Here is a 23847-nt window from a genome sequence, read left to right as displayed (position 1 = left end):
ACACAGAAATTTCGCGAGGGTTCGGCCACTGTCCATCGCTGCGGTGCCCGGCGGACGTTCGGGTGGGAAGACTGGTCGGGTGCGCATCGTGCAGGTGGCCAACTTCTACGGACCGAGGTCCGGCGGTTTGCGGACGGCCGTCGACCAACTGGGTTCGGGTTACGTGGCGGGCGGCCATGACGTGACGCTGATCGTGCCGGGAGCGCAGTGGAGCGAGGAACTGCTGCCCTCGGGGGTGATGCGCATTCAGGTGCCCGCTCCGCAGATCCCCTGTACCGGCGGCTACCGGGTTGCCGACCCGCGTCGAGTGTCGGCGGTGGCGTCCGGGCTGCGGCCGGATGTCATCGAGGTATCGGACCGTCTGACGCTGCGCGGCATGGGTAGCTGGGCCGCGCGGCGGGACGTACGCAGCGTGATGATCTCGCACGAACGCCTCGACCGGCTGCTGGCACAGACGATGCCGATGCGCTGTGCGCGCCCGATTGCGGACCTCGCCAACCGGCGTACCGCCGAGCAGTACGACGCCGTTGTGTGTACCACCGAATTCGCGCAACAGGAGTTCGAGCGCATCGGGGTCCGCAACGTGCACCGGGTACCCCTCGGGGTGGATCTCGACCTGTTTCATCCGCGGCGTCGGCATGTGGGTGATCGGTCGGCATGGATGGGCGACGCGGATCGTCTGCTGGTGCACTGCGGCCGGTTGTCGGTGGAGAAACATGTCGAGCGAAGTATCGATTCATTGGCTGCACTGAATGATTCGGGCATACGTGCTCGATTGGTCATCGCCGGTGACGGTCCCCGCCGGGCCGGCCTCGAACGGCGCGCCCGAGGCCTCCCGGTGGATTTCCTGGGCTTCGTCACCGGCCGGTCGACCGTCGCATCCCTACTCGCCTCGGCCGACATCGCACTTGCACCCGGTCCACACGAGACGTTCGGACTCGCGGCGCTGGAATCTCTCGCAGCAGGCACACCCGTCGTCGTCTCCGAGACCTCTGCGCTGGCGCAGATCGTCACCCCACACTGCGGTGGATCCTCCAAGAACACTGCCGACGGGTTCGCTGCGGAGATCGAGCGAGTGCTCGAACTGCCGGTGGACGGACGGCGCATCGCCGCCAGGTCGCGTGCCGAGGAGTTCGGCTGGCCCGCATCGGTGTCCGGAATGCTGTCGGTTCTCGGCGGTCGCGCAGCTTGAGATCTTCGCTACCCTGAGTGCATGGAGGCAAGGGATCTGCGAGTGTCCGATGCCGAACGTGAACACGTCGGGCAATTGCTGCAGCGAGCCGTGGGGCAGGGCATGCTCTCGCTCGGTGAGTTCACCGAGCGAATGGATACCGCTCTGGCGTCGAAGACCCGCGGTGAACTGAACTCCGTACTCGCCGACCTGCCCGGGATGCAGATCGCGGAGGAGCATCGCCCATCGGCAAAGCCTGTCGCCGGGCCGACCCCGCATCGTGTGGTTCAGGAGCATTGGGGCCACGGCGGTGGAACGTCGGACACACTGCGCGGCACCATGTCCACCGTCACGCGCAAGGGGCCGTGGAACGTACCGCCGAGCCTGCGCGTCTCCACCCGCATGTCGTCGGTCACGCTCGACTTCACCCAGGCAGTCATGTCGACGCAGGTGGTCGAGATACACGTCGACGACTACTGCAGCACCGTGACGCTGATCGTGCCCACCGAAGCGACCGTGGACGTCAACAGCGTCGAGACGGTGGCGGGCAGCGTCACCAACAAGGTCCGCACCGGCCCGCCCTACGGCCCGCTGCATCTTGTCGTGTCGGGCAAGGTCCGCTTGGGCTCGGTGACTGCCAAGCATCCCTTCGGCAGTTCGATCCGCAGGATGTTCGGCTAGAAGTTCGGCTGTTCTACTCGAGCGAACCGAGTAGCACTACTCACGCTTTTCGACGGCGATGCTCGCAGTATCTAACCCATGACTTTTCCCCAGAACTCCGCGCTGGATCCGCAACTGGTCGCGCGACTGTCCAGTCGATTCGATTCCCTGGGCGACCACATGCGTCAGGTGGCCGTCGATCTGCAGACCCTGCAGTCACAACTCGGTGCCGCTCGCCCGGCTCCTGCCGCGCCCGCTCCCTCTGCGGCGTCCTACGCACCGCCTCTCGTGCCGCATCAGCTTCCGCCACAGAACTACGGTCAGCCGCTGTACCGAACCATGGGACAGCCGGTGGGCCAGCCGATCGGTGGGAATCGGCCGACGGCCCCCGGTCCGGTCGCACCGCCGCGTGGGCCGGTCGTTGCGCCGCGTCCGCCCGCGCCGCCGAGGGCACCTTGGTGGCAGCGCGACGGGGTCATCAGTCGTCTGTTGGCCGTCGCCGGGGCCGGCGTCACTCTCGTCGGCGTCGTGATGCTGTTGGTGCTCGCGGCGCAGGCCGGGTGGTTCGGTCCGCCGCTGCGGGTCGCGGCCGGAGCCGTCTTCTCCCTCGCGCTGATCGGCGCGGGCGTTCGGGTGTTCGGGCGATCCGGTGGACGGGTCGGCGGAATTGCTCTCGCCGCCACCGGCATCGCGGGCCTGTACCTCGACGTGCTGGCGACGTCCGTTCTGTACGGCTGGCTCGATCCCGTGATCGGGCTGATCGTTGCGTTCGGAATTGCTGCTGCCGGAACAGCTCTGGCGGTGCAATGGAAGTCGCAGCCGATGGCAGTATTGATTCTGACCGGCGTTGCGGTGTGCGGCCCGGTACTGACCGAGGGCCTCACCCTGGCGTTGATCGCATTCTTCATCGCCACGTACGTCGCGAGCTTCCCCGCCCAGATCGGTCGGAATTGGCAGATCCTGCAGGTTGTTCGGACCGTTCCCCTCGTCGGCGCGGTGTCGGCTGCGGTCGCCACTGCCGACATGAACGGCTCGACCGATAACTACTGGCTGCTCCTGGCGATCGTGCTAACGGCAGTACTCGGTATCGGAATGTCACTGGAGCTGTTGCGCCGCAACGTCTCCGACGTGGTGGCGACCGTGATGATCGCCCTGCCGTCGTTGCCGGTCCTGCTCTCCGTCGATATCTTCGACCGCGGTGCCGCCGTCACCCTTCAGTTGGTCCTTGCCGCTGCGGCAGTGGCGATCGTGGCTGTGGTGCGCTGGTTGCCGGGACACGCTCGCATCACGGTTGCAATGATCGGTGCCCTCGCCACGTTGCAGGCTGCCGTCGAGTCGACGACACTCGAGATCCGTCCGGTCGTGCTGTTCGCTGTCGCCCTTGCTCTGCTGGCCGTGGCGCACAGCGCTCGGTCGACGCTGGCATACCTGATCGGTAGTGGATTCGGCGTGATCGGTGCACTGATGTTCGTCTCGGTCAGCCCACCCCAGGCCATGCTCGACTCCGATTTCGCCATCGGCAGTGCCGGTATCGTTATCGGCGGAATCCTGCTGGCAGCAACGGCTTTCGCCTTCGCCTCTGTTCTCGCCGAGTTGAAGCTGGTCGACGACGGAATGCAAACCCTCGCCATCGTCTCCGGTGTACTCGCCCTCTACGGACTGACGTCGGCAACGGTCACCCTCGGTATCGGAATAGGCGGCGAAACAACAGGATTCACTGCCGGCCACACTGCCGCGACGATCGAGTGGATGATCGCAGCCTTCGCGCTCCTGGCCTTCGGATTGCGTAGCGTCACGCACGCCCATGCGGCACTGGTGGGCGGGCTTGCCCTGACGGCGGCGGCCATCGCAAAACTGTTCCTGTTCGATCTGGTTGCGCTGGACGGGCTGTTCCGCGTCATCGCCTTCATCGCAGTCGGTCTGCTGCTGCTGATTGCGGGCACCCGATACGCCAAGGTGTTCGCCGATCGGGAGACTGCGGCAGTGTCTTCCTGACCCACTCTGCTGCGTGAATGGACCATTGCACACGTCTCGGCGGTGCAGTGGTTCATTGACGCGTCCGACCTGGGCCGGCCACACCGCGTGAATGCACCATTGCACACGTCTCGGCGGTGCAGTGGTTCATTGACGCGTCCGACCTGGGGGAGGTGCGTCAGGAGTCCTCGGGCACCGTTTCACCGAGTCCGAGCTTGCGCTGCATTCGCTTCATTCCCGCCGGTGCCCACCAGCTGGCGTCCCCGAGCAGTTTCATCGTCGCAGGGACCAGGAACATGCGGATGACGGTCGCGTCGATGATCAGAGCGGCGATCATGCCGTAGGCGATGTACTTCATCATCACCAGATCCGAGAACGCGAACGCCCCTGTCACGACGATGAGGATCAAGGCTGCAGCAGTGATGATGCGTCCGGTGTGAGAACTGCCGATATGGATGGCTTCGCTTGTGCTGGAGCCTTTTTCCCGTGCCTCGACCATCCGGGAGAGTAGGAACACCTCGTAGTCGGTCGAGAGTCCGAAGACGATCGCCGCGATCAGCAACAGAATCATCGCCATGATCGGTCCGGGTGTGAAATTCATCCACCCGGCTCCGTGGCCGTCGATGAATATCCACGTCAGTATGCCCATCGTGGACCCGAGTCCGAGTGTGGTCATCAGTACCGCCTTGATGGGCAGCACCAGCGATCCGAATGTCAGGAACATCAACACCGTGACGACGATGACGACCAGTACCGCCATCAGGGGTAGGCGGTCGACCATCGCATCGATCGAATCTCGTTCGATCGCAGGCGTTCCCGTCACCTGCAACGTCGTGCCGTCCGGAGTGTCTATGCTGCGGAGGAATTCGATGGCGGGCGCGCTGTCGTTCCGATCGATCAACCCGGCCTTGAACACGATGACGCCGTTCTTGCTGGCACCGACGGGGGTGAATTGCTCGATCAGACCGGGGGCGTTGTTCGCCTGAGTGGTGATGGCTCCGAGTGCGGCACCCTGCGCGTTCTGGATGACCAGCTCGAGGGGCTCGGTGCGCTGGCCGGGGAACAACTCGTCGAATCGTTCCTGCGCCACTCGCGTCGGATTGTCCGGTGGCAGATAGGTTTCGTTGATTCCGCCGAACGCGAGATTGCCGATGGGCACCGTCAGGGCCAGCAGTCCGAGAACGATGGTGACGACCACCTTGATGGGATTGCGCATCACCCAGTGCGTGAGCCTGCCCCACCTGCCGTTCTCGATCTCCTCCGAGGACTTCGTCTTGCGCATGAACGCGAGGCCGAGGGCATCGACACGTGGGCCGAGAATCGACAGAATGGCCGGCAGGATGGTGATCGCGTTCAGTGCCGCAAGAGCGACCGTCGCAATCGAACCCAGGGCGACCGACCGCAGGAATCCGTGCGGAAACAGCAGCAGGCCACCGAGGCACGCGACGATGATCGTCGCGGAGAACGCCACCGTGCGGCCGGCCGTCATCACTGTTCGACGCACCGCATCGGGCGTCGATCTGCCGTCGCCGAGCTCCTCTCGGAAACGGGAGACGATGAACAGGCCGTAGTCGATCGCCAAGCCGAGCCCCACCAGCGACACCACCGGTGCGACGAAGGTGTTGACCTCGGTGACGTGGGTGAACAGTTTCACGATGCCGTTGGCCCCGATGACCGTCAGCGCACCGACGATCAGGGGAAGCGCAGCAGCTACGACGCCGCCGAAGACGAAGAACAGCAGCACCGCGACGGCGGGGATGGCGAGGACCTCCATTCGATGGATGTCGTCGGTCATCGTCGACTGCAGGGAGGCCGCCACCGCCTGCTGCCCGGCGACCTGCACATCGACACCGTCGATGTAGAAGGCATTCCGGACGGCCTGGAAGTTCTCGGTCAGTTCGGTGTCGTTGCTCCCGACGATGGCGATGCTGGCGATCGCGTGCTGCTTGTCGGCGGTGCCGAGTGCCGCGAGCCGGGGTGCTTCCCTGGTTCCGAAATAGCTGCCGTTGATCTTCGCGATGCTGTCCGGGTGGTCGGCGACGAGTGAATCGAGGTTCTGCGTGATCGCGGCATCGAACGACGGATCGTCGATGTCAGAGCCCTCGGGGGCGGTGTAGAGAACGACGACATCGCCCTCGGTGTCACGCCCGAACGTCTCGTTCGCAAGATTGCTGGCCGCGGCCGACTGAGACGTCGGATCGTCGAATCCGCTCTGGCTCAGATGCTCCGGTAGGTCCCAGCCGTACGCCGCCAAGATCGCGAGCCCGGCAACCATGACCCCGAGAACGCTGTACCGAAGACGGTGGACGAAAATTCCCCATCGAACGAACACGTGTGTGTAACTCCCCCTCGGTGCACGCGGCGTCGTTGCCACGTGAGTGAACAACGACCCCCGCTACGGGCGAGAGTGTAGCTTGCGCAACGAGTTGGAGAGAGGGGTCTACTCGCCTGCGCGGCGGTGCAGCATCAGCGTGAACGGTTGCGTTCCCTCGCGAGCAACTCGCTGACACTGAGTACCTGCCCGTTCTCACCGCCGCGATGACGGCCACTGTCGCCGTTGTCGGCAGCGGGTGCTGCCCGACGACCCGACGGCTTGTCGGACTCGTTCGACGCCGATCCGTTGGTGCCGTTGGTGCCGTTGGAGCCGTTGCGTTCGGACCCAGTGTGCTCGGACCCGTCGCGCTCGGATCCACGGTGTTCGTAGCCGTTGCTGCCGTTGCGCTCGGTACCGTTGCTGCCGTTGCCATTTCGGGTCGAATAGCTCTCGCCGGACCCGTTCTGGCCGGACCCGTTCTGTGCGGATCCATTCTGGCCGGATCCATTCTGTGCGGACCCGTTCTGCGCAGATCCGTTTTGACCGGACCCGTTCTGTGCGGACCCGTTCGCTCCATGACCGTTGCGGGTCGAACCGTTCTCGCCATGACCGTTTCGGCTCGAACCGTTGACGGGCGTACTCGGCCGACTCGGGGGCGATGCGCTGGGCGCTCGCAGATCGGCCAGCCAGCTCTCGATGGACCGTGAATCCGGTTCCTCGGCTCGAGGTGCGCGAGCCGGGCGGGATCGGCTGGGCGGTGTGACCGGCGGGCGCGGTGCACTAGGTGCGCGTAGCGGCTCGACCGACGGCGCAGGACGAACCACCTCGGCGGCCTGGGTCGGTTCCGGCTCCACGGTCGGACGCGGCTCCACGGTCGGACGCGGCTCCACGGTCGGACGCGGCTCGACGGTCGGGCGGGGTCGGGGCGCTGCCGGCTGACTCGGGGCAGACCTCGGGGCGTGCTGCACCGGGGGAGTGGCCGGAGTGTCGCGGGTCGGCTCGGGTGGTGTGGCCGGACGTCCCGTCACGCTGCGCCTGGACTCTTCCTTCGCGGCGTGGGTCGCCCGGATGGGGCCCGAACCGTGCGGCGCAACAACAGGAATGGGCTCGGTGAGCGGTTCGCTCCGGCGCGGTGCCGGACGAAGCGGTGGCGCGACCGTGGTGGACGGTGCACCCCCGGCGAGGGCGAGCTCCGGCACGTCGGCAATGGGCAGGAGTTCGTCTTCGAGGATGGTCTCGCCGAGTCCGAGCTTGCGCTGAATTCGCTTCATCCACTGCGGAGCCCACCAGCAATCGTCACCGAGGAGCTTCATCGTGGCGGGCACGAGGAACATGCGGATGAGGGTGGCGTCGATGATGAGCGCAGCGATCATGCCGTAGGCGATGTACTTCATCATCACCAGATCGGAGAATGCGAACGCTCCGGTCACGACGATGAGGATCAGGGCCGCGGCGGTGATGATGCGTCCGGTATGCGAGGTTCCGATGCGGATGGCTTCGCTTGTGCTGGCACCCTTTTCGCGAGCCTCGACCATGCGGGAGAGAAGGAACACCTCGTAGTCGGTGGACAGACCGAACACAATCGAGATGATCAGCACCAACACGGGAGCCATGATCGGACCAGGGGTGAAATTCATCAGCCCCGCACCGTTACCGTCGATGAATATCCACGTCAGAATGCCCATGGTGGCACCGAGCCCGAGGACGGTCATGAGCACCGCCTTGATCGGCAACACCAACGATCCGAACGTCAGGAACATCAGCAGCGTCACGATGAACACCACGAGGACGGCCATCAGTGGCAGTTTGTCGATGAGCGCACTGATCGAGTCCTGCTCGATCGCAGGCGTGCCGCCGACGAGCATCGACGCTCCATCCGGCACGTCGATGCTGCGGAGGAAGTCGATTGCGGGCTTGGAGTCGTTGCGATCCACCAGTCCGGCCTTGAAGACGATGATGCCGTCCTTGCTGGCACCGACCGGGGAGAACGGCTCGACCAGTCCGGGAGCGTTGTTGGCCTGAGTGGTGATCGCGGCGAGGTTCGGCCCCTGCGCATTGCTGATCACGAGTTTGATCGGCTCGGTGCGCTGCCCCGGGAACAGCGTGTCGAACTCACCTTGCGCTTCGCGGGTGACGTTGTCGGGAGGTAGGTAGGTCTCGTTGATGCCACCGAATTTGATGTTGCCGACGGGCAGCGTCAGCAGCACCAGGCCGAGCACGATGGGCACGGTGACCTTGACCGGGTTGCGCATCACCCAGCGGGTGAGGCGGCCCCACATGCCGTTCTCGATTTCCTCGCTCGACTTGGTCTTGCGCATGAACTTCAGACCCAGCGCGTCCACGCGCGGGCCGAGGATCGCCAGCATGGCGGGCAGGATCGTGATGGCCGTCAGTGCCGCGAGTGCGACGGTGGCGATGGAGCCGTAGGCGACGGACTTGAGGAAGCCCTGCGGGAACAGCAGCAGCCCACCGAGGGACGCGACGATCATCGTCGCGGAGAACACCACGGTGCGACCGGCCGTCATGACGGTGCGACGCACGGCCTGAGGCGTCGTATAGCCGTCGCCGAGTTCTTCTCGGAACCGCGACACGATGAACAGCCCGTAGTCGATGGCCAGACCGAGGCCGACGAGCGAGACCACGGGTGCAACGAACGAGTTGACCTCGGTGAAGTTGGTGAACACCTTCACGATGCCGTTGGCTCCGACGACGGTCAGGCCACCGATGATCAGCGGAAGCGCGGCTGCGACGACGCCGCCGAAGATGAAGAACAGCAGCACCGCGACGGCGGGGATCGCCAGCAGCTCCATGCGGTGGATGTCGCCGGCCATGGTCGACTGCAGTGCGCCCGCGACGGCTTGCAGGCCGGTGACCTGGACGTCGACGCCGTCGACGTAGAAAGCGTCCTTGACGGCCTGGAAGTTGTTGGTGAGCTCGGTGTCGTTGGCTCCGTCGATGGCGACGCTGGCGATGGCGTGTTGCTTGTCGGTGGTGCCGAGCGCGGCGAGGTTCGGAGCCGTCGCCGTCCGGAAGTAGCTGCCGTTGACCTTCTCGATCCGGCCGGGGTGGTCGGCGGCGAGGGAGTCGAGATTGGCGATGATCTTGGACTGAAATTCCGGGTCGTCGATGGTCGATCCCGCCGGGGCGGTGTAGAGCAGAATGACGTCACCCTGCTTGTCGCGACCGAACGTGTTGTCCGCCAGACGGGCAGCCTGGGCCGATTCCGAGGTCGGATCGTCCCAACCGCTCTGACTGAGATGGCTGTTGAGATCGAGACCGTAGGCGGCGAAGCCCAACAGCCCGGCCACCATGACACCGATAACGGTGTACCGCAGCCGGTAGACGATGTCTCCCCATCTGGCGAACACTTAAGAAACTCCTTGGCGCCCGACGAGCAGGGCGGACAGCGGTCGGAAGGGCTGCAGCCACGCGCCCTCGTCGGGGAGGGAATCGAGACTCACCCGTGGCAGTGGCTCACGGAAGACGCCCGGAATATCCTCGAGATCGAGAAATTCCAGGATGTCCGACGTGACAGCCCAGCTTGCGTGCTCCCGGAAGCCCAGTACCTGGACCGGCACTCCGGTTGCTGCGATGGCCTCCAGTGGGCCCTTGAACGCTTGACCGTCGGCGGACGCGACCATGACTCCGGCGAGGCCGCCGTCACGGTTGCGGAAATCGATGTGGTCGAGCATGTCGGCGTCGACATCGCTGTCTTCGTCGACCTTGGGCTTGGCGAACACCGCGAACCCCACGTTACGCAATGCTTCGACCCAGGGTCGGACGACATCGGCGCTGCCGGGAGCAATATTGGTGAACACCGTCGCCTCGGGTTCGAGAGTCGCGGTGCCCGACACAGAGAGTTCCGCAGTGCGGCTGAGCAGCCAACGGCCCAGCGCATCGAAGCGCGGACGGTAGGCGGCGGTGGGTCTGCCACCCAGAATTGCACCCAGTCCCATGTCCAAGTTGGGGGCGTCCCAGACCAGCAGGACGCGCTTGCTGTGGCGCGATTCACCGATCGCGCCGAGTTCTGAGGGGTCGACCACGGTGTCGGGCATGTCCGTACTGACGCTCATGCTGTCTTCTTTCCCCAGATCAATTCCGTCACCGAACTACCGACCAGCTGTGCCTTGCCTTCGAACTTGGTCACCGGCCGCTCGTGCGTCATGGGCGATTCCCAATCGAGAACGGTCAAACCGGGTTCGGCGTTCCCGGCCTCGGCAATCCACTCAGCGTATTCGGCATGATCGGTGGCCACGTGCAGAACGCCGCCCGGCTTCAGTCGATCCGCGATCATCGCGAAGGTCGGCCCCTGCAGCAGGCGACGCTTGTGGTGGCGAACCTTGGGCCATGGATCGGGAAAGAAGACTCGGACTCCGGTCAACGACTCCGACGACAGCATGTTCTCGAGCACGTCCATTGCGTCACCGCGAAGCAGGCGAATGTTCTCGATGCCTTCTCGTTCGATCTGCTGCAGAGTCTGCGCCAGACCGGGGCGGTAGACCTCGACGGCCATGAGGTTGACGTGCGGCTCGGCCGAGGCCATCGCGGTGGTGGCCGTGCCGGTACCCGACCCGATTTCGAGAATCGCCGGGCCGCTGCGGCCGAACCAGGAGTCGATGTCGATCTGCTCGTCGGCGACATCTCGGCCGATGCGCGGCCATAGATGGTCCCAGGTGGTCTGCTGAGCCTCGGTCAGCGCTCCACGCCGAGAGCGGAAGCTCGTCACTCGTGGGTACAGCCGCGAGCCCCGTTCGTGGGTCCGCGCTGCGTTCTCCTCGGTGTCGACAGAGGTGTCCTGAGACTCGTTCACGGGTCCATTGTCGCGCATCGACGGGCCGTGTGACACGTGGGTCTCGAGTTGAAGTTGAGACTTGGCGTCCTACCGCTGATCAGGGGCAAGAAGTTCGCGACTAATTACATCGGTGCAATTCTCTGGGGCGGGTCGTACGCCTCACCGATGTGCCAGAATCGGTGCCGCAGCAGGGGGCTGTACGCCGCGTCAGGGGCAGACGGCGGTCGTTCTGGGGGGATCGAACATGGGCGTGGCGAGTTTCGGCCGACTGCGCGACCGCACCGCGGCGAGCTCGTGCGGGGTACCGGTGAGCGAAGACGCCCGCGAGGCCGTCGACACCGCGCTGCAGGACCGCCTGCGGCCGGTGATCGTGCGCGTGACGGGTCGAACCGGAGTGGGCAAATCCGCAATTGTCGCGATCATCGAGTCGATGCGCCTCGACGCGGACGGCCTCGAGGTGCGGGTGCGCGAAGACAGCGGCATCGACAGCATGGACTTCGACGTCCTCGTCTATGTGATCGCAGGCGCGGTGTCGCCGGTCGACACCGAGTTCTTGGCTTCCGGTCCCGGCGGCATGCCGAGCGGAACCGTCGTGGTGCTCACCAAGGCGGACACCCTCGACGATCCAGCGGCATCCGCAGCGTCGGCCTCCCGACAGCTCGTGCGGACGGTACTGCCGGTGATGGGCGCGACCGCAGCGGGATTGTGCGGCACGGAACTGGGTGACACAGGGCGGTCCGGGGCATCGCTCGTCATGCCCGACGCTCGCGCCGTCGCTGCGAGCGACGTCGGCCCGGCAGACCTGTTGACCGTGGACCGCTTTCTCGCGGCCGACATCGCCGTCTCGACGCGTCGCCGGGAGGCTCTGATCGAGTGCATCGAACTGCGCGGCGTGGCTCTGCTGATCGACGTGCTGCGGCAGCGAACCGCTCTGTCCGACGGCGATGCTCTGCGTGCGTTGGCCGAGGTCACCGGTGTCGACGAGGTGACGGCCTCGGTGTCGACGGCGGTGTCGATGGCCGCGGCGGGCCGCGACGCAGACCTGCACCGGAGCCTGCAGCAGATCTGCGCTCGGTATCGGCAGGTGCGCGGGGCTGTCGAGTCGTACCTGGCCTCGAATGAGGCCGTGGCTGCGGAAATGCGTTGCGCTGCGATGCATTTGGGAGTGCCGATCGAGACCGGTTCCGATCGGGTGGTAGTGGAGCAGGCAGCCCTGTGGAAGCAGCGTGCGGCCGCGGCCGAGGAGTCGGAAGTGCGTCGGTCTGCACTCGCGCTGTGTCGGGGCTACGTGCGGATGCTGGACAAGTGATGCCACTGTCCGAGGACATGAAAAGCGTTCTTCGGCGCTGGAACTCGGATGCACTCGACCGGATCGCACGGGCCCGCGAGAGCCGACCCGCCGGGGTGCACCTCACCGGCACGGCCGGATCGGGCAAGTCGGAGCTGCGGCGCGAGCTGTCGCGGCTCGGTGGCATCGAATTCTCGGATTCGGTGGCCGACGCAGCCGTCGTGGTGATCGTCGTCGACGCGTCGGCTCCGGTCGGTCGCTTCGAAATCGAGCGCTGGCGAGGGGCACTCGAATCCACGCCGGTGTTGTTCGTGGTGAACAAGATCGACGTGCACAGGCATTGGCGCGAGGTGGTGACAGCCGACAGTGACCTGGTGGCCGAGCGCGTTCCGCGAGCGGTGGAGTGCACGTTTCACCCGATCTCGGTCCGGCTGGCGCGGGTGGGGAGGGACACCGGCGACGCGGCACTGTGTGTCGAATCGGGCCTCGGGGCGGTGACGGACCGGCTCGGCGTGCTGCTGCTGGACGCCACGGCACTCGGAGCGCGGCGCAAATATGCTGCGGCGGTGCATGACTGCGCTGCCGGGGCCAGAGCGTCGATCGTGGCGAGAGCTCGCGACGTGACCGGGGGAAGCGATTCCGTCCCTCTTCGAGCGCGACGCGCCGCGCTCATCGGCGAACGAGAGAACCTAGGTGGTGATCGACGTGCGCAGTTGCACAATCGGATCCAGCGGGTCCGGGTGGAGTTGCTCCATGCCGCCGCCGAGGACCTTCGCGAACTGGGCGTCGAGGTGAGGCGGTCGATCGACGGGGCCCGACGGGCCGAGCTGAATCACCTGCCCGCGCACGTCGCCGAGTCGGCGCGCGGTGCGCAGAGTCGAGCCGACGCTGCGCTGACCGCGGGACTGCGAGCGGTGGAGTCCGATCTGGGGCTCGTCCCGACGGTGGCGCAGGCGCGCGCCGAGGACGCATCGCTCGACATCGGGGCACCGTCTCGGCGTCGCGGTATCGAGGACGCCATCATGATCGTGGTCGGGGCGTCGGCTGGTGTGGGCCTCGGACGCCTGATCGTCTCTCCGATGGCGCTGGTGCAGGCGTGGGCGGTGGCCAATACCGTGATCACCCTTGTTCTGGGCGGAGCGCTCGCATGGTGGTTGACGCGGTCGAGAGCGTTGGTGTCGGATCGTGCACACCTGCGGAGCTGGACGCAGGAATGCCTGGCCCGGGTGAAGTCCGTGGTGGAGCAGCGGCTGCTCTCGCGCATTCTCGAAGCCGAGTCCGCTCTCGCGGCCGCCGTCGCCGTCGCGGACCGGGAGGCTGCGGCCCGCATCGACGGGGACATCGCCGAGGTGGATGCCGAACTGCGCAGGCTCGCCGACCACCGGTCGGCATTGCTGTCGGCGTGCGATCGCGATCTCTCTGCACTCGAACGGGGGCTGGAGCGATTCCGCGGCCCGGTGGAACCGTTCGACGCGTCCGTGCGTCGGAGTCAGTAGGTGCAGTGTCGGTCGAACCAGGTGAGGGGTGTCGATGATCGCGGTGGATGGCTTCGCGGCGGAAGTAGTTTCCACGGATGACGTGGCGCAACACGAGTTCGATGCGGACGCGCCCGTCGTCGCGGCTGACCTTTTGGATCTCGACGGCGACGGTCACTACGAGACCACCGTGCGGCATACCGATGCCGGGATCACGGTGGCGACCGACGTCGACGGGGACGGTGTGACAGACAAGTTCACTGCCTTCGGACGTGACGGCCACTACCGAAGCTGGGAGATTTTTCGCGAAGCGAACGGTATTGGCCGGGGCGAAATGTCCGAATCAGGAGAGCTGTAGCGAGAAAGCGGGGACGCGGTATCGCCCCTGCTCGAGGGCTTCTTGCGCAGATCTTTCCCAATCTGAATCGGTCTTGTGACCAATCGGACAACACCCTGTTTCTGGATTCGCGTCGCTCGGCGTTAACCTGATGAACAGGACATCCGGCGCTCGGTCCTCGGCTTGCCGTACCCAGTAACATGGTGTACTGCAGCTCGAACGGTCGAGCAGCGCCCCGCCGAGAGGGGAAAACCGAGATCTACTCGTGCGTGCTTGCCCACAGCGATCGTGCGAATTCTTCCCGGTTCCGGCTAACCCCAGGAGAGTTAGATGACCTCAGCGACCATTCCCGGTTTGAGCGGCACCGACAGCGTGCCGACTCGACACAAAGAACTGCTTGCCTGGGTTGCTCAGGTAGCCGAACTGACCGAACCGGACTCCGTGGTGTTCGCTGACGGATCCGACGCCGAATGGGAGCGCCTGACCGACAAGCTGGTCGAGGCAGGCACCTTCACTCGTCTCAACGACGAGAAGAAGCCCAACTCGTTCCTCGGCAACTCCGATCCGTCGGACGTCGCCCGTGTCGAATCGCGCACGTACATCTGTTCCAAGGAAGAGATCGACGCCGGTCCCACCAACAACTGGATGGACCCGTCCGAGATGCGGACGCTGATGACCGATCTCTACCGCGGTTGCATGCGCGGACGCACCATGTACGTCGTTCCCTTCTGCATGGGCCCGCTCGACGCTGCGGATCCGAAGCTGGGCGTCGAGCTCACCGATTCCGAGTACGTCGTCATCTCCATGCGCGTGATGACCCGCATGGGCCAGGCTGCGTTGGACAAGATCGGCGAGGACGGGTTCTACGTCAAGGCGCTGCACTCGCTCGGCGCACCGCTCGCCGAGGGCCAGGCCGACGTGCCGTGGCCGTGCAACGACACCAAATACATCACGCACTTCCCCGAGGATCGCGAGATCTGGAGCTACGGATCCGGCTACGGCGGCAACGCTCTGCTGGGCAAGAAGTGCTACTCGCTGCGCATCGCCTCGGCGATGGCCCACGATGAGGGCTGGCTCGCCGAGCACATGCTGATCCTCAAGCTGATCTCGCCCGAGGACAAGGCCTACTACATTGCGGCGGCCTTCCCGTCCGCATGCGGCAAGACCAACCTCGCGATGATCCAGCCGACCATTCCGGGCTGGCGGGCCGAGACCATCGGCGACGACATCGCATGGATGCGCTTCGGTGAGGACGGTCGTCTCTACGCCGTCAACCCCGAGTTCGGTTTCTTCGGTGTCGCGCCCGGCACCAACTGGGACTCGAACCCGAATGCGATGAAGACCATCGATCAGGGCAACTCCGTCTTCACCAACGTCGGCATGACCGACGACGGAGACGTGTGGTGGGAAGGCCTCGAAGGCAAGCCCGATCACCTGATCGACTGGAAGGGCAACGACTGGACCCCCGAGTCCGGAACCGATGCCGCACATCCCAATTCGCGTTACTGCGTACCGATGGCGCAGTGCCCGTCCATGGCTCCGGAGTGGGACGACCCCAAGGGTGTGCCGATTTCGGCGATTCTCTTCGGTGGACGTCGCAAGACCACCGTTCCGCTGGTGACCGAAGCTCGCGATTGGCAGCACGGAGTGTTCATGGGAGCCACCGTCGGCTCCGAGCAGACCGCCGCCGCCGAGGGCACCGTCGGCACCGTCCGACGCGACCCGATGGCAATGTTGCCGTTCCTCGGTTACAACGTGGGCGATTACTTCCAGCACTGGATCGACCTCGGCAAGAACGCCGACGAGTCCAAGCTGCCGAAGGTGTTCTACGTCAACTGGTTCCGCCGCGGCGACGACAAGCGCTTCCTGTGGCCCGGATTCGGTGAGAACTCGCGTGTGCTCAAGTGGATCGTCGAGCGCATCGAGCACAAGGCAGCGGGCGTCGAAACACCGATCGGCGTGGTCCCCACCGCCGAGGCACTCGACATCGACGGTCTCGACACCACCGTCGACGACGTGGCCGAGGCACTCGCGGTGAACACCGAGGAGTGGAAGGCCGAGATCCCGCTGATCCAGGAGTGGTTCGACTTCGTCGGCGAGAAGCTGCCCACCGGAATTCAGGACGAATTCGACGCCCTGAAGCAGCGTTTGGGCGCGTAGTATTCACGACACGGAACGGGGCTCACCGAGGGGTGGGCCCCGTTCTGGCTGTGTGGGTCAGGCAGTGAGTGCGGCTGCCCCGGCCAGGGTTCCCAGGCCACCGAGCGCCGCGGGCACCACCTGTAGACCGTCGAGAAATTTCAACCGCGCGTGTAGTGCGATCGACTCTCGAATCGGGTCCCACAGCGGCGGGCCGGCCTGAGCAAAGCCGCCGCCGATCACCACCATGCGGACGTCCGTCAGCGCGACGGCCGAGGCAATCGCTTGGCCCAGAGCAACTCCGGCTCGTTGCAGCGCGGTGATGGCGCGCGTTTCGCCCGCGGCGGCGTCTGCGGCCAATTCGACACCGGTGCTCCCCGGCCACCCCTGTTCACGCGCCCACCGCACCGCGGAGGGCCCACTCGACACCGTTTCGACGCACCCGATTCCTCCGCACGCGCAGGGCGTCGTCGAGCCGGGAACGACGATGTGGCCGATGTGCCCGGCATTGCCGCTGGCACCGGCGACGATTTTTCCGCCCAGCACCAACCCACCGCCGATGCCGGTAGACACGACCAGGCTCAGCACGTCGGGCACACCCACGGCAGCACCGAAGCGGTACTCGCCCAGTGCCGCTGCGCTGCCGTCCATCGCCAGCCGTATGTCGGCGTCGGGAAGCACAGCGGAGATGTGATCGCGTAGACCGAAGCCGTTCTTCCACTCCTCGATGTTGATCGGTGCAACCGATCCGGTCTCGAGGTTCACCGGCCCGGAACATGCGACGCCGATGCGGTCGATGTGCTGTCCAGGAGCGATCTTCCGAAGCAGCGAAGCGCATGCCCGCCACACTCCGGACTCCGGGGTCGACGTCGTCACCGGGTTCTGCGGCCGACCGTCCTCGCCGACGAGTGCCGCTGTCATCTTGGTGCCGCCGATGTCGAGCGCGAGTGCCGTCATCGGCCCAGACTATCCAGTTGGTTTCAGAACGAGGACGAGGTTGCTGCCCAAGAACTCGCGGAGTATGGGAACGCGCATCATCCACCATGCCCAGCGCGGGTGATAGCGCGGAAAAGCCGCCAGTAACGTTGCGTTGGGAGTGCTTCGCGCCCAACGTAATCCGTCGGAGGCGCTGATGTCGAACAGTGATTCGCCGAAGCGATTCTTCGGTTCGTGTCCGGTGGTGCGAGCGTAGCGGCGGGCCGCGTATTCGCCGCCGAGGTAGTGCCACGGGCGGGTCTCGTGACCGCCGAACGGGCCGAACCAGATGGTGTACGAAAGGACTGTCAGGCCGCCGGGCTTGGTGACACGGAGCATCTCCTCGGCCATGGTCCAGGGCTCACGTACGTGTTCGGCGACGTTGGACGAGAAGCAGATGTCGACGCTGTCGTCGCGAAAGGGCAGTGCCATGCCGGAGCCGCGCACCGAACCGGGAATCTGCAGGCCCGCGGCGTGCATCTCCGAAGCATCGGGTTCGACGGGCAGGTAGCGCGCACAACTCGCGCCGAACACCTCGGCGAAGTAGCCGGGGCCGCCGCCGACGTCCAGTACCGTCGCCGCGGACATGTCCGTGCCCGTCAGACCTCGGTACAGGTCGCCGATCAGCTCGACGGAATCACGCGCCAAGGCCCCGTAGAAGATGTCCGGAGCGCTCTGTTCGTGGCCGAAGTCCTTCAGCAGACTCACCGAACGGCGCAAGGTCGCGCGGGAGGCGAACAGACGTGTCACGGCGGAAGTCACGAAAACGAACCCTAGCGGTTACTGTGGCAGCGGTAATCGACGAGCATGCGGAAATTGGGTGAAGCGAGCTGTGCGCGAGGTTCTGTTGCTGTGCTGGCGCGATACCGGGCACCCGCAGGGCGGCGGCAGTGAGCGTTACCTCGAGCAGGTCGGCGCCGGTCTGGCTCGACGCGGCGTACGCGTCACGCTGAGGACGGCGTCGTACCCCGGAGCTCCCGCCGAGGAGATCGTCGACGGCATTCGCATCAGCCGCGGTGGTGGCCGCCTGTCGGTGTATCCCCGCGCACTGGCCGCCATCGCAGCCGGGCGGCTCGGTTTCGGCCCGCTCAAGGGCATCGCGCCCGACGCCGTGATCGACACCCAGAACGGCATTCCCTTCTTCTCACGTGCCGCGCTGGGCGTACCGGTGACGTTGCTGGTGCACCACTGTCACCGTGAGCAATGGCCGGTCGCCGGCCCGATGATGGCCAAGCTCGGCTGGTGGCTCGAATCGACGGTCTCTCCCCGAGTGCACCGACGCAATCAGTACCTGACCGTGTCGCTGCCGTCCGCGGACGAGCTGATCGCGCTCGGCGTCGACCGCGAGCGCATCGCCGTGGTCCGCAACGGTGCCGACGAGATCCCGCAGTCGGTGCCGGAGGGCGACGAGAACACCCGCACCGCGCACCCGTCGCTCACCGTGTTGTCCAGGTTGGTTCCGCACAAGCAGATCGAGGACGCTCTCGACGTCGTCGCGGCGCTGCGAGGCCGAATTCCCGACATCCACCTCGACGTCATCGGTGGCGGCTGGTGGGAGCAGAACCTCCGCGATTACGTGAGTGAACTGGGGATCGAGCAGTACGTCACCTTCCACGGCCACGTCGACGAGGAGCGCAAGCACGAGTTGCTCGGCCGTTCGTGGGTGCACGTCATGCCCTCGCGCAAGGAGGGCTGGGGGCTCGCAGTCGTCGAAGCCGCTCAGCACGGCGTGCCGACCGTCGGCTACCGAAGCTCCAAGGGCCTCACCGATTCGGTCATCGACGGCGTGACCGGCATTCTGGTGGGCGGACAGTCGGTCGACGACCGGGACGTCTCCGGTCTCACCCAGGCCGTCTCGGAGCTGCTGCAGGACGCCGAGGCTCGCACTCGCCTGGGCGAGAAAGCGCGTGTGCGCGCGGTTGAGTTCTCGTGGGAGCAGTGCGCGGACGGTGTGTACTCGGTGCTCGACGCGACGACCCGTGGCGCGTGGTCGTCAGGGCTGGTGGGTGCGCCGCACTCGGAATCGGCCCAGCAGTCCTACCGCTAGTCCCCCGAGAAGCAGCAGTGCCCACGCGAGGTGGGCGACGACGACGGCCGTGTTCGAGCGGCTCTGGATGATTATTGGATCGGACACCCGATAGAGCGTGAGCTGCTCGTCCGAGTACACGGCATCCAACCGGTTCAGCGTCTGCGCGGAGTCGCCGAGCTCACCGGGGGTGGTGTTCTCCACCAACACCCACCCGACGCCCAATTCTGCGAGTGTCTCCGCGGATTCGCCTGCGAGCAAAGCATTCTGGACTTCGGTGGCCCGGGTTCCCTCGCCCCGCACCGTGCCGCCCGCGACGATGAGCTCGCCGGTCTGTAATACGTCCAGTGGCAGCATCCGCGGTGCCGGATCGAGAACCGGCGCAGTGCCGCTGTAGGGGAAGCGGCGAAACATGCCGGCCGGTAGAACTGCGACATCGCCTGTGCTGCCCTGCAATTGCGCTGCGACCGCCTGCCGGGACGCCGGGTACGTCACGGGCCGCATCGAGTTCCCGACGCCCCAGGCCAGGTCGGGTAATGCGATCAGCAGGGCCACAATCGCGACGGCGCTGCCGAATCGGGTGCGCTGAACCGCGCTCAGCGCGGTTGGCTGCACCGGATTCGGTCGACGCCGGGGAGTAAACGCGGCCGCGGCGGCCAACGCGTAGATCGGCATCGCCAGGGCCACCCACTTCTGAGTGTCGCGGAGCAGTCCGGCACCGGGAACGGTCTCGCCCACCGCTCGGGCGACTGCCAGCCCCGGTCCCGTTGCTGCCAACGCAGGGGCTGCGATGGCAAGCAACGCAACAACACCGAGTCCCAGAATCACCGGATTTCTTCGACGCCTGACCAAGGGGCGCACCCCCAACGCAACCACGGTCAGCAGCAGCGCCGTGCCCACGAACGCGAAAATGCCGGTACGAGAAGCGGGTACAGCATCGGAATTCCAGATCCCGCCGAGGCCGGCCACGCTACCGAGGGTGCCGAGACCAGGCTCCGCACGAGCCGCGAACGCTGCCCACCCGGCCGGATCCGCCTGCTCGACGCCACTGCCGGACACGGCTGTCGCCACCAGCCACGGCGCCGACGCCACCGCCGCCAGCACAAGAGCCGTGACCACGCGCAGGCCGCGTCGGGCACCCCCGGGGAGGGCAAGAATCACCAGGGCGACGGTTGCGGCAAGCAGCGCGCCGGTGGGAGTGAGGCCGGCGGCGGCGAGGCAGACGGCAAGGGCCCACCAGGAACGACCCTGTCTGACTGCGAGTGCGGCAACCACGGTCCAGGGGAGGGCGGCGTACCCGACGAGCAGGCTCCAATGTCCCTGCAGCAGACGCTCGGCGACGTACGGGTTCCACATCGCCACGGTCGACGCGACGAGCAGCGCCGGCAGCGGAGCCGTCGGTAACACCGTACGAGCCATGACGGCCGCGCCCCAACCGGCCAACCACAATCCGAGCAGCAGGATTGTCTTGACGATCAGGCCGCCGTCGAACACCGTCGTCAATGCTGCGATTGCGGCGTCCTGCGGGACGGCTCGCGCGGCCGCGTCGGCGATTCCCCATGCGGAGTCGGTGAAGTAGGAACGGGGAGTGCTGACGGCGTCGCGCAGCAAGAGGTAGCCGGGGCCGAGAAGAGGTCCGAGAATCACCAGTGCGAGCAGCAGAGAGTAGAGCGGTGGCGTCCACCTCGACCTCGACCGCGCCATGCTCGGCACCCTATACCGTGGGCTCATGTCTTTCCGCGCCTCGTCCGAGGCAGACCACACCGCGGGTGCGTCGGCCGCCGGGATGGGGATGGTGACGGCCGGTTCGATGTTCGCGAACGTGGCGGCGTATCTGCTGCAGGTACTCGCGAGTCGGATGCTCGGCGTCGAGGGGTACGGCGAGTTCGCGAGTCTGCTTGCTGCGCAACTGGTTCTCGCAGTCCCGGCGTTGGCGCTGCAGTCCGTCGTCGCGCGTGAAGTAGTGCGCGGGCGTAGTTCTCGAGAGTTGCGGACCGTCGGGTACCGATGTGCAGCGGTCGTGGGTGTGCTGGCGGTGGCGCTCGCTCCCGCACTGTCCGCGGCCATGAATGTCTCGATGACAGCAACCGTGTCCGCGGTCATCGCGGCACCGGTGCTGGTGCTGCTGGCCGCCGAACAAGGATTGTTGCAGGGGCGGGGGCGTTTCGGCGCTCTGAGTCTCGTGCTTGCTGCAGCCGGTTTCGGCAAGGTAGTGCCTGCAGTGGTGGTGCTCGCACTCGGCGGCGGACCCGGTTCGGTCCTGCTGGCCACGGCGGTCGGAATCGGCGCAGTGGCCATCGGTGCGCGATGGACGGCAGGCGTGCCGGAGAACTCGGTGTCGGAAACCAAGGTCACCGTCCTGGCCGTATTGCAGGCATCGCAGGTGCAGTTGGTGCTCATCGCAATGTCCGCGCTGGATCTGGTCCTTGCGCGCACTTTGCTGAGCAGCAACGAGGCCGGGCTGTACGCCGTCGGTGCCGTCGCGTCGAAAGCAGCGTTCTGGTTGCCGCAGGCCGTGGGGGTGGTGCTGTATCCGCGGATGGCGAACCCCGCGCATTCTGCTGCCGCGGTGCGCTCGGCCCTGGCCGTCGTCGCCGGTCTGGGCACGGTACTGGTGATCGGCGGGGCGCTGGCGTCGCCGTTGCTGCCGTTGGTGGTCGGCGATACGTATTCCGGTGTGCAGAACTATGTCTGGCTGTTCGTGCTGCAAGGCGCATGCCTGGCTGTGTTGCAGAGCGCGCTGCTGTGGGCCATCGCGGGTGAGCGCACCCACCTTGCCTTCGTCGCCTGGTTCGCCCTCGCCGCGGAGGTGTTGCTGTTGGTGTTCGTGGCCTCGACGCTGGCGCAGTTCGTCACCGTCGCCGCGGTCACCGCTGCAGTGACGATGGTCGTCGTGTGCGGATTGGTGTTGTGGGGCAACCGCGTCACGGCATCGTCGTGACATCACCGCTGCCACCCGATGATGTCGACGGCCGCTCATCTCGGTGATCGATCACGAGATGTGTACGGCACCGTCGGCCCGCCGTGTGCGGTGTCCCCACACCAGCAAGCCTGTTCGTAGATCTTCCTGCCAGTTCGAAAGGCACATGGCCACAATGGAATCAGGAGAATCCAGCGGAGAGCCGGAGAAGTCGTCCTCGGATCGAGGAAGCTGCAACGTCATCGCAAACATAGTTGGATTCTCTGCCCAACGAAAATAGACGCAGACCTGATCCTGCTCGACGTGGACGCGGATGGGGCGAAACCTGCTGGCGACTCGTCCGCGAACTCGCACCCTCCGAATCAGACTTCTCGCGGTAGCGGCCGCAGGCGGTGGCAGACTTTCTGTGTCGTCACCGGTGATGTGGAGACGCCATCCGCCATCGGCCTCGGTATTCGGATCGCGGATGGCGGCGGTCTCGAAGAACGGACCCACGGCCTCGAGATGCGCTGCCACAGCAGAGGATGTCCCCACACAGACGAGTGGCGTGGTTGCGTGCCTCACGGGCACTCAACCACGCCACTGTCATCTGGGTCGTTCCGCAGGCTCCACTCCTGCGCGTAGCGCATTTACTCCTTGTTGAGATTCGTCCTCGGAATCTCTTCCGTGCGATCCGTCGTCCAATCACGATTGCTCGAAGGAGCGGGAGCAGCTCCGCCGGCGGGGTTCGGTCGCGGAGCATTGTCGGCCCGTGCGGGCTGACGGTGTCCACCGTTTCCGCCGCGCAGGAGCAAGAACACTCCGGCGATCAGCGAGATGACACCGAGGATGCCGGCAACGATCGGAACGGTGCGGCCGAAGAGCGAGAGCTTGTCCTGGCCGTCCTTGGCCTGCTGGATCTGGTATTCGACGGTGTTCTCGTCGAAGGTGATCGGTGCGTTGAGCACGTCGACCTCGGGCTGGCCTGCCTCACGTGCGTAGTACTGGTGAATCTGCTCTTCGCCCTTGACGACGACCCCGGTCTCGGGCTCGACGTACAGGGTGCGGGTGTTCTCGTACCAGCGGGTCATCGTCACCGGCGCAGCTCCGCCTTCGACGCCCCAGGTGTCGGCGGGCAGGGTGACCTTGTTGGTCGGCAGGTTGACCACCGTCGACAGGTCCACCGGGCCGACGGTCTGCTGGTACTGGTACACCGGCGTGCCGTTGATCTCGGTGGCTTCGACGAAGTCGATGTCCTTGGACGCACGAGCGTTGACGTCGAAGTACGGGTAGCTCTTCTGCTCGGAGTTGAACGGGAACTTGTACTGCAGACCGGTGTGCGCAACTTCCTCGGCGGGCTTGTCGCCGGCCACCTGGATGGTGCCGATCGGGCTCTCGACGGGCATCGAGGTCACGCGATCGATGGTGACGCGGTCGACGCTGGCGGTCAGCAGTCCGGTGTCGGCCTGCTTGTCGCTGCGTCGCAGGGTCTGACCGGCCTGCAGCGTCATGATGTCTGCGTCGGCGGGATCCTCGACGGTGACGAATCGCTGGGAGACGAGCGGAACGTTCTGGTCGACGACCGCGCGACCGGCGGCGAGGGAGCTGGCGTTGAGCACACTGCCTTCGCCGGTGGAGACGGTGGTGACCTCGAGGTCCAACGGAGTCTTCTCGAGTGCCGAGACCGTATAGGTCGGAATGAGGATGGCGGCGACCACCAGAAATGCACCCAAGCCGATGAGTACAAGAGCCAATATCCGGCTCGGCCCTGAGCGCTCCGCCATGCTGATTCTCCTT

18 protein-coding genes are annotated in these 23847 nt (G+C 65.8%); 9 read left to right on the top strand and 9 right to left on the bottom strand.

Annotated elements, in window-relative coordinates:
* The first annotated feature begins 79 nt into the window (after positions 1 to 79).
* From AC5WEY_RS02305 to AC5WEY_RS02295, 3 genes are all read left to right on the top strand, one after another.
* A complete protein-coding gene (locus AC5WEY_RS02305) occupies positions 80 to 1192 on the top strand; it encodes a glycosyltransferase (RefSeq protein ID WP_495644535.1) in 1113 nt (370 codons plus the stop codon).
* Between the two features lie 21 nt (positions 1193 to 1213).
* Positions 1214 to 1852 carry a DUF1707 SHOCT-like domain-containing protein gene (locus AC5WEY_RS02300; protein ID WP_495644534.1) on the top strand — a complete coding sequence of 213 codons (639 nt, stop codon included), beginning with the start codon at positions 1214 to 1216 and terminating at the stop codon, positions 1850 to 1852.
* Positions 1853 to 1930: 78 nt separating this feature from the next.
* Positions 1931 to 3826, top strand: a complete 1896-nt coding sequence (locus tag AC5WEY_RS02295; RefSeq protein ID WP_495644533.1) for a DUF2339 domain-containing protein — start codon at positions 1931 to 1933, stop codon at positions 3824 to 3826.
* A gap of 157 nt (positions 3827 to 3983) precedes the next feature.
* Here the strand turns inward: AC5WEY_RS02295 and AC5WEY_RS02290 are convergent, their stop codons facing one another.
* From AC5WEY_RS02290 to trmB, 4 genes are all read right to left on the bottom strand, one after another.
* Entirely contained in the window at positions 3984 to 6137 is a 2154-nt protein-coding gene (locus tag AC5WEY_RS02290; protein ID WP_495644532.1) for an MMPL family transporter, read from the bottom strand.
* Positions 6138 to 6271: 134 nt separating this feature from the next.
* The gene (locus AC5WEY_RS02285; protein ID WP_495644531.1) at positions 6272 to 9487 is read right to left on the bottom strand and encodes an MMPL family transporter; all 3216 of its coding nucleotides are present in this window, start codon (positions 9485 to 9487) and stop codon (positions 6272 to 6274) included.
* A complete protein-coding gene (locus AC5WEY_RS02280; protein WP_495645504.1) occupies positions 9488 to 10174 on the bottom strand; it encodes an NYN domain-containing protein in 687 nt (228 codons plus the stop codon).
* A gap of 14 nt (positions 10175 to 10188) precedes the next feature.
* Positions 10189 to 10947, bottom strand: coding sequence for a tRNA (guanosine(46)-N7)-methyltransferase TrmB (gene trmB, locus AC5WEY_RS02275; RefSeq protein ID WP_495644530.1), 759 nt, complete (start codon positions 10945 to 10947; stop codon positions 10189 to 10191).
* 208 nt (positions 10948 to 11155) lie between these two features.
* Here trmB and AC5WEY_RS02270 point away from each other — a divergent pair, with 208 nt between their 5' ends.
* The 4 genes from AC5WEY_RS02270 to AC5WEY_RS02255 all read left to right on the top strand — a co-directional run bounded on the left by AC5WEY_RS02270 (position 11156) and on the right by AC5WEY_RS02255 (position 16171).
* The gene (locus AC5WEY_RS02270) at positions 11156 to 12220 is read left to right on the top strand and encodes a hypothetical protein (RefSeq protein ID WP_495644529.1); all 1065 of its coding nucleotides are present in this window, start codon (positions 11156 to 11158) and stop codon (positions 12218 to 12220) included.
* A gap of 17 nt (positions 12221 to 12237) precedes the next feature.
* On the top strand, positions 12238 to 13695 hold the full coding sequence (locus AC5WEY_RS02265; RefSeq protein WP_495644528.1) for a P-loop NTPase family protein: 1458 nt from the start codon (positions 12238 to 12240) through the stop codon (positions 13693 to 13695).
* Positions 13696 to 13729: 34 nt separating this feature from the next.
* On the top strand, positions 13730 to 14032 hold the full coding sequence (locus AC5WEY_RS02260; protein WP_495644527.1) for a DUF6802 family protein: 303 nt from the start codon (positions 13730 to 13732) through the stop codon (positions 14030 to 14032).
* A 309-nt stretch (positions 14033 to 14341) separates the two neighbouring features.
* A complete protein-coding gene (locus tag AC5WEY_RS02255; protein WP_057479631.1) occupies positions 14342 to 16171 on the top strand; it encodes a phosphoenolpyruvate carboxykinase (GTP) in 1830 nt (609 codons plus the stop codon).
* A gap of 57 nt (positions 16172 to 16228) precedes the next feature.
* On the opposite strand, the gene AC5WEY_RS02250 is transcribed toward AC5WEY_RS02255, so the two are convergent.
* Together AC5WEY_RS02250 and AC5WEY_RS02245 are read right to left on the bottom strand one after the other, a co-directional pair.
* Positions 16229 to 17107 (bottom strand): ROK family protein, encoded by an 879-nt coding sequence (locus tag AC5WEY_RS02250; protein ID WP_057479632.1) that lies wholly within the window; start codon positions 17105 to 17107, stop codon positions 16229 to 16231.
* A gap of 9 nt (positions 17108 to 17116) precedes the next feature.
* The gene (locus AC5WEY_RS02245; RefSeq protein ID WP_235581834.1) at positions 17117 to 17887 is read right to left on the bottom strand and encodes a class I SAM-dependent methyltransferase; all 771 of its coding nucleotides are present in this window, start codon (positions 17885 to 17887) and stop codon (positions 17117 to 17119) included.
* 70 nt (positions 17888 to 17957) lie between these two features.
* Here AC5WEY_RS02245 and AC5WEY_RS02240 point away from each other — a divergent pair, with 70 nt between their 5' ends.
* Entirely contained in the window at positions 17958 to 19172 is a 1215-nt protein-coding gene (locus AC5WEY_RS02240; protein ID WP_495645503.1) for a glycosyltransferase family 4 protein, read from the top strand.
* Here the strand turns inward: AC5WEY_RS02240 and AC5WEY_RS02235 are convergent.
* The gene (locus AC5WEY_RS02235; RefSeq protein WP_495644526.1) at positions 19119 to 20855 is read right to left on the bottom strand and encodes an MmpA family trehalose lipid delivery protein; all 1737 of its coding nucleotides are present in this window, start codon (positions 20853 to 20855) and stop codon (positions 19119 to 19121) included. The genes AC5WEY_RS02240 and AC5WEY_RS02235 overlap by 54 nt on opposite strands.
* A 25-nt stretch (positions 20856 to 20880) precedes the next feature.
* Between AC5WEY_RS02235 and AC5WEY_RS02230 the strand changes: the two genes are divergently transcribed.
* Positions 20881 to 22092 carry a lipopolysaccharide biosynthesis protein gene (locus AC5WEY_RS02230; RefSeq protein WP_495644525.1) on the top strand — a complete coding sequence of 404 codons (1212 nt, stop codon included), beginning with the start codon at positions 20881 to 20883 and terminating at the stop codon, positions 22090 to 22092.
* Positions 22093 to 22143: 51 nt separating this feature from the next.
* On the opposite strand, the gene AC5WEY_RS02225 is transcribed toward AC5WEY_RS02230, so the two are convergent.
* Positions 22144 to 22587 carry a hypothetical protein gene (locus AC5WEY_RS02225; protein WP_495644524.1) on the bottom strand — a complete coding sequence of 148 codons (444 nt, stop codon included), beginning with the start codon at positions 22585 to 22587 and terminating at the stop codon, positions 22144 to 22146.
* Positions 22588 to 22700: 113 nt separating this feature from the next.
* Positions 22701 to 23834, bottom strand: coding sequence for a cell envelope lipid trafficking protein PgfA (gene pgfA / locus AC5WEY_RS02220; RefSeq protein WP_495644523.1), 1134 nt, complete (start codon positions 23832 to 23834; stop codon positions 22701 to 22703).
* Between the last annotated feature and the right edge of the window lie 13 nt (positions 23835 to 23847).

Source organism: Rhodococcoides sp. S146-33, from assembly GCF_059489205.1.
Note: the sequence above shows the minus strand (reverse complement) of the source record. Positions and strands in the feature narration are given on the sequence as shown.

What these genes read in the sequence shown, in the direction of transcription:
- AC5WEY_RS02300 (WP_495644534.1), top strand. Translation starts at nt 1,214, where the DNA reads ATGGAGGCAAGGGATCTGCGAGTGTCCGATGCCGAACGTGAACACGTC.
- AC5WEY_RS02295 (WP_495644533.1), top strand. Translation starts at nt 1,931, where the DNA reads ATGACTTTTCCCCAGAACTCCGCGCTGGATCCGCAACTGGTCGCGCGA.
- AC5WEY_RS02280 (WP_495645504.1), bottom strand. Translation starts at nt 10,174, where the DNA reads ATGCCCGACACCGTGGTCGACCCCTCAGAACTCGGCGCGATCGGTGAA.
- trmB (WP_495644530.1), bottom strand. Translation starts at nt 10,947, where the DNA reads ATGCGCGACAATGGACCCGTGAACGAGTCTCAGGACACCTCTGTCGAC.
- AC5WEY_RS02270 (WP_495644529.1), top strand. Translation starts at nt 11,156, where the DNA reads ATGGGCGTGGCGAGTTTCGGCCGACTGCGCGACCGCACCGCGGCGAGC.
- AC5WEY_RS02265 (WP_495644528.1), top strand. Translation starts at nt 12,238, where the DNA reads ATGAAAAGCGTTCTTCGGCGCTGGAACTCGGATGCACTCGACCGGATC.
- AC5WEY_RS02260 (WP_495644527.1), top strand. Translation starts at nt 13,730, where the DNA reads ATGATCGCGGTGGATGGCTTCGCGGCGGAAGTAGTTTCCACGGATGAC.
- AC5WEY_RS02255 (WP_057479631.1), top strand. Translation starts at nt 14,342, where the DNA reads ATGACCTCAGCGACCATTCCCGGTTTGAGCGGCACCGACAGCGTGCCG.
- AC5WEY_RS02250 (WP_057479632.1), bottom strand. Translation starts at nt 17,107, where the DNA reads ATGACGGCACTCGCGCTCGACATCGGCGGCACCAAGATGACAGCGGCA.
- AC5WEY_RS02235 (WP_495644526.1), bottom strand. Translation starts at nt 20,855, where the DNA reads ATGGCGCGGTCGAGGTCGAGGTGGACGCCACCGCTCTACTCTCTGCTG.
- AC5WEY_RS02230 (WP_495644525.1), top strand. Translation starts at nt 20,881, where the DNA reads ATGTCTTTCCGCGCCTCGTCCGAGGCAGACCACACCGCGGGTGCGTCG.
- pgfA (WP_495644523.1), bottom strand. Translation starts at nt 23,834, where the DNA reads ATGGCGGAGCGCTCAGGGCCGAGCCGGATATTGGCTCTTGTACTCATC.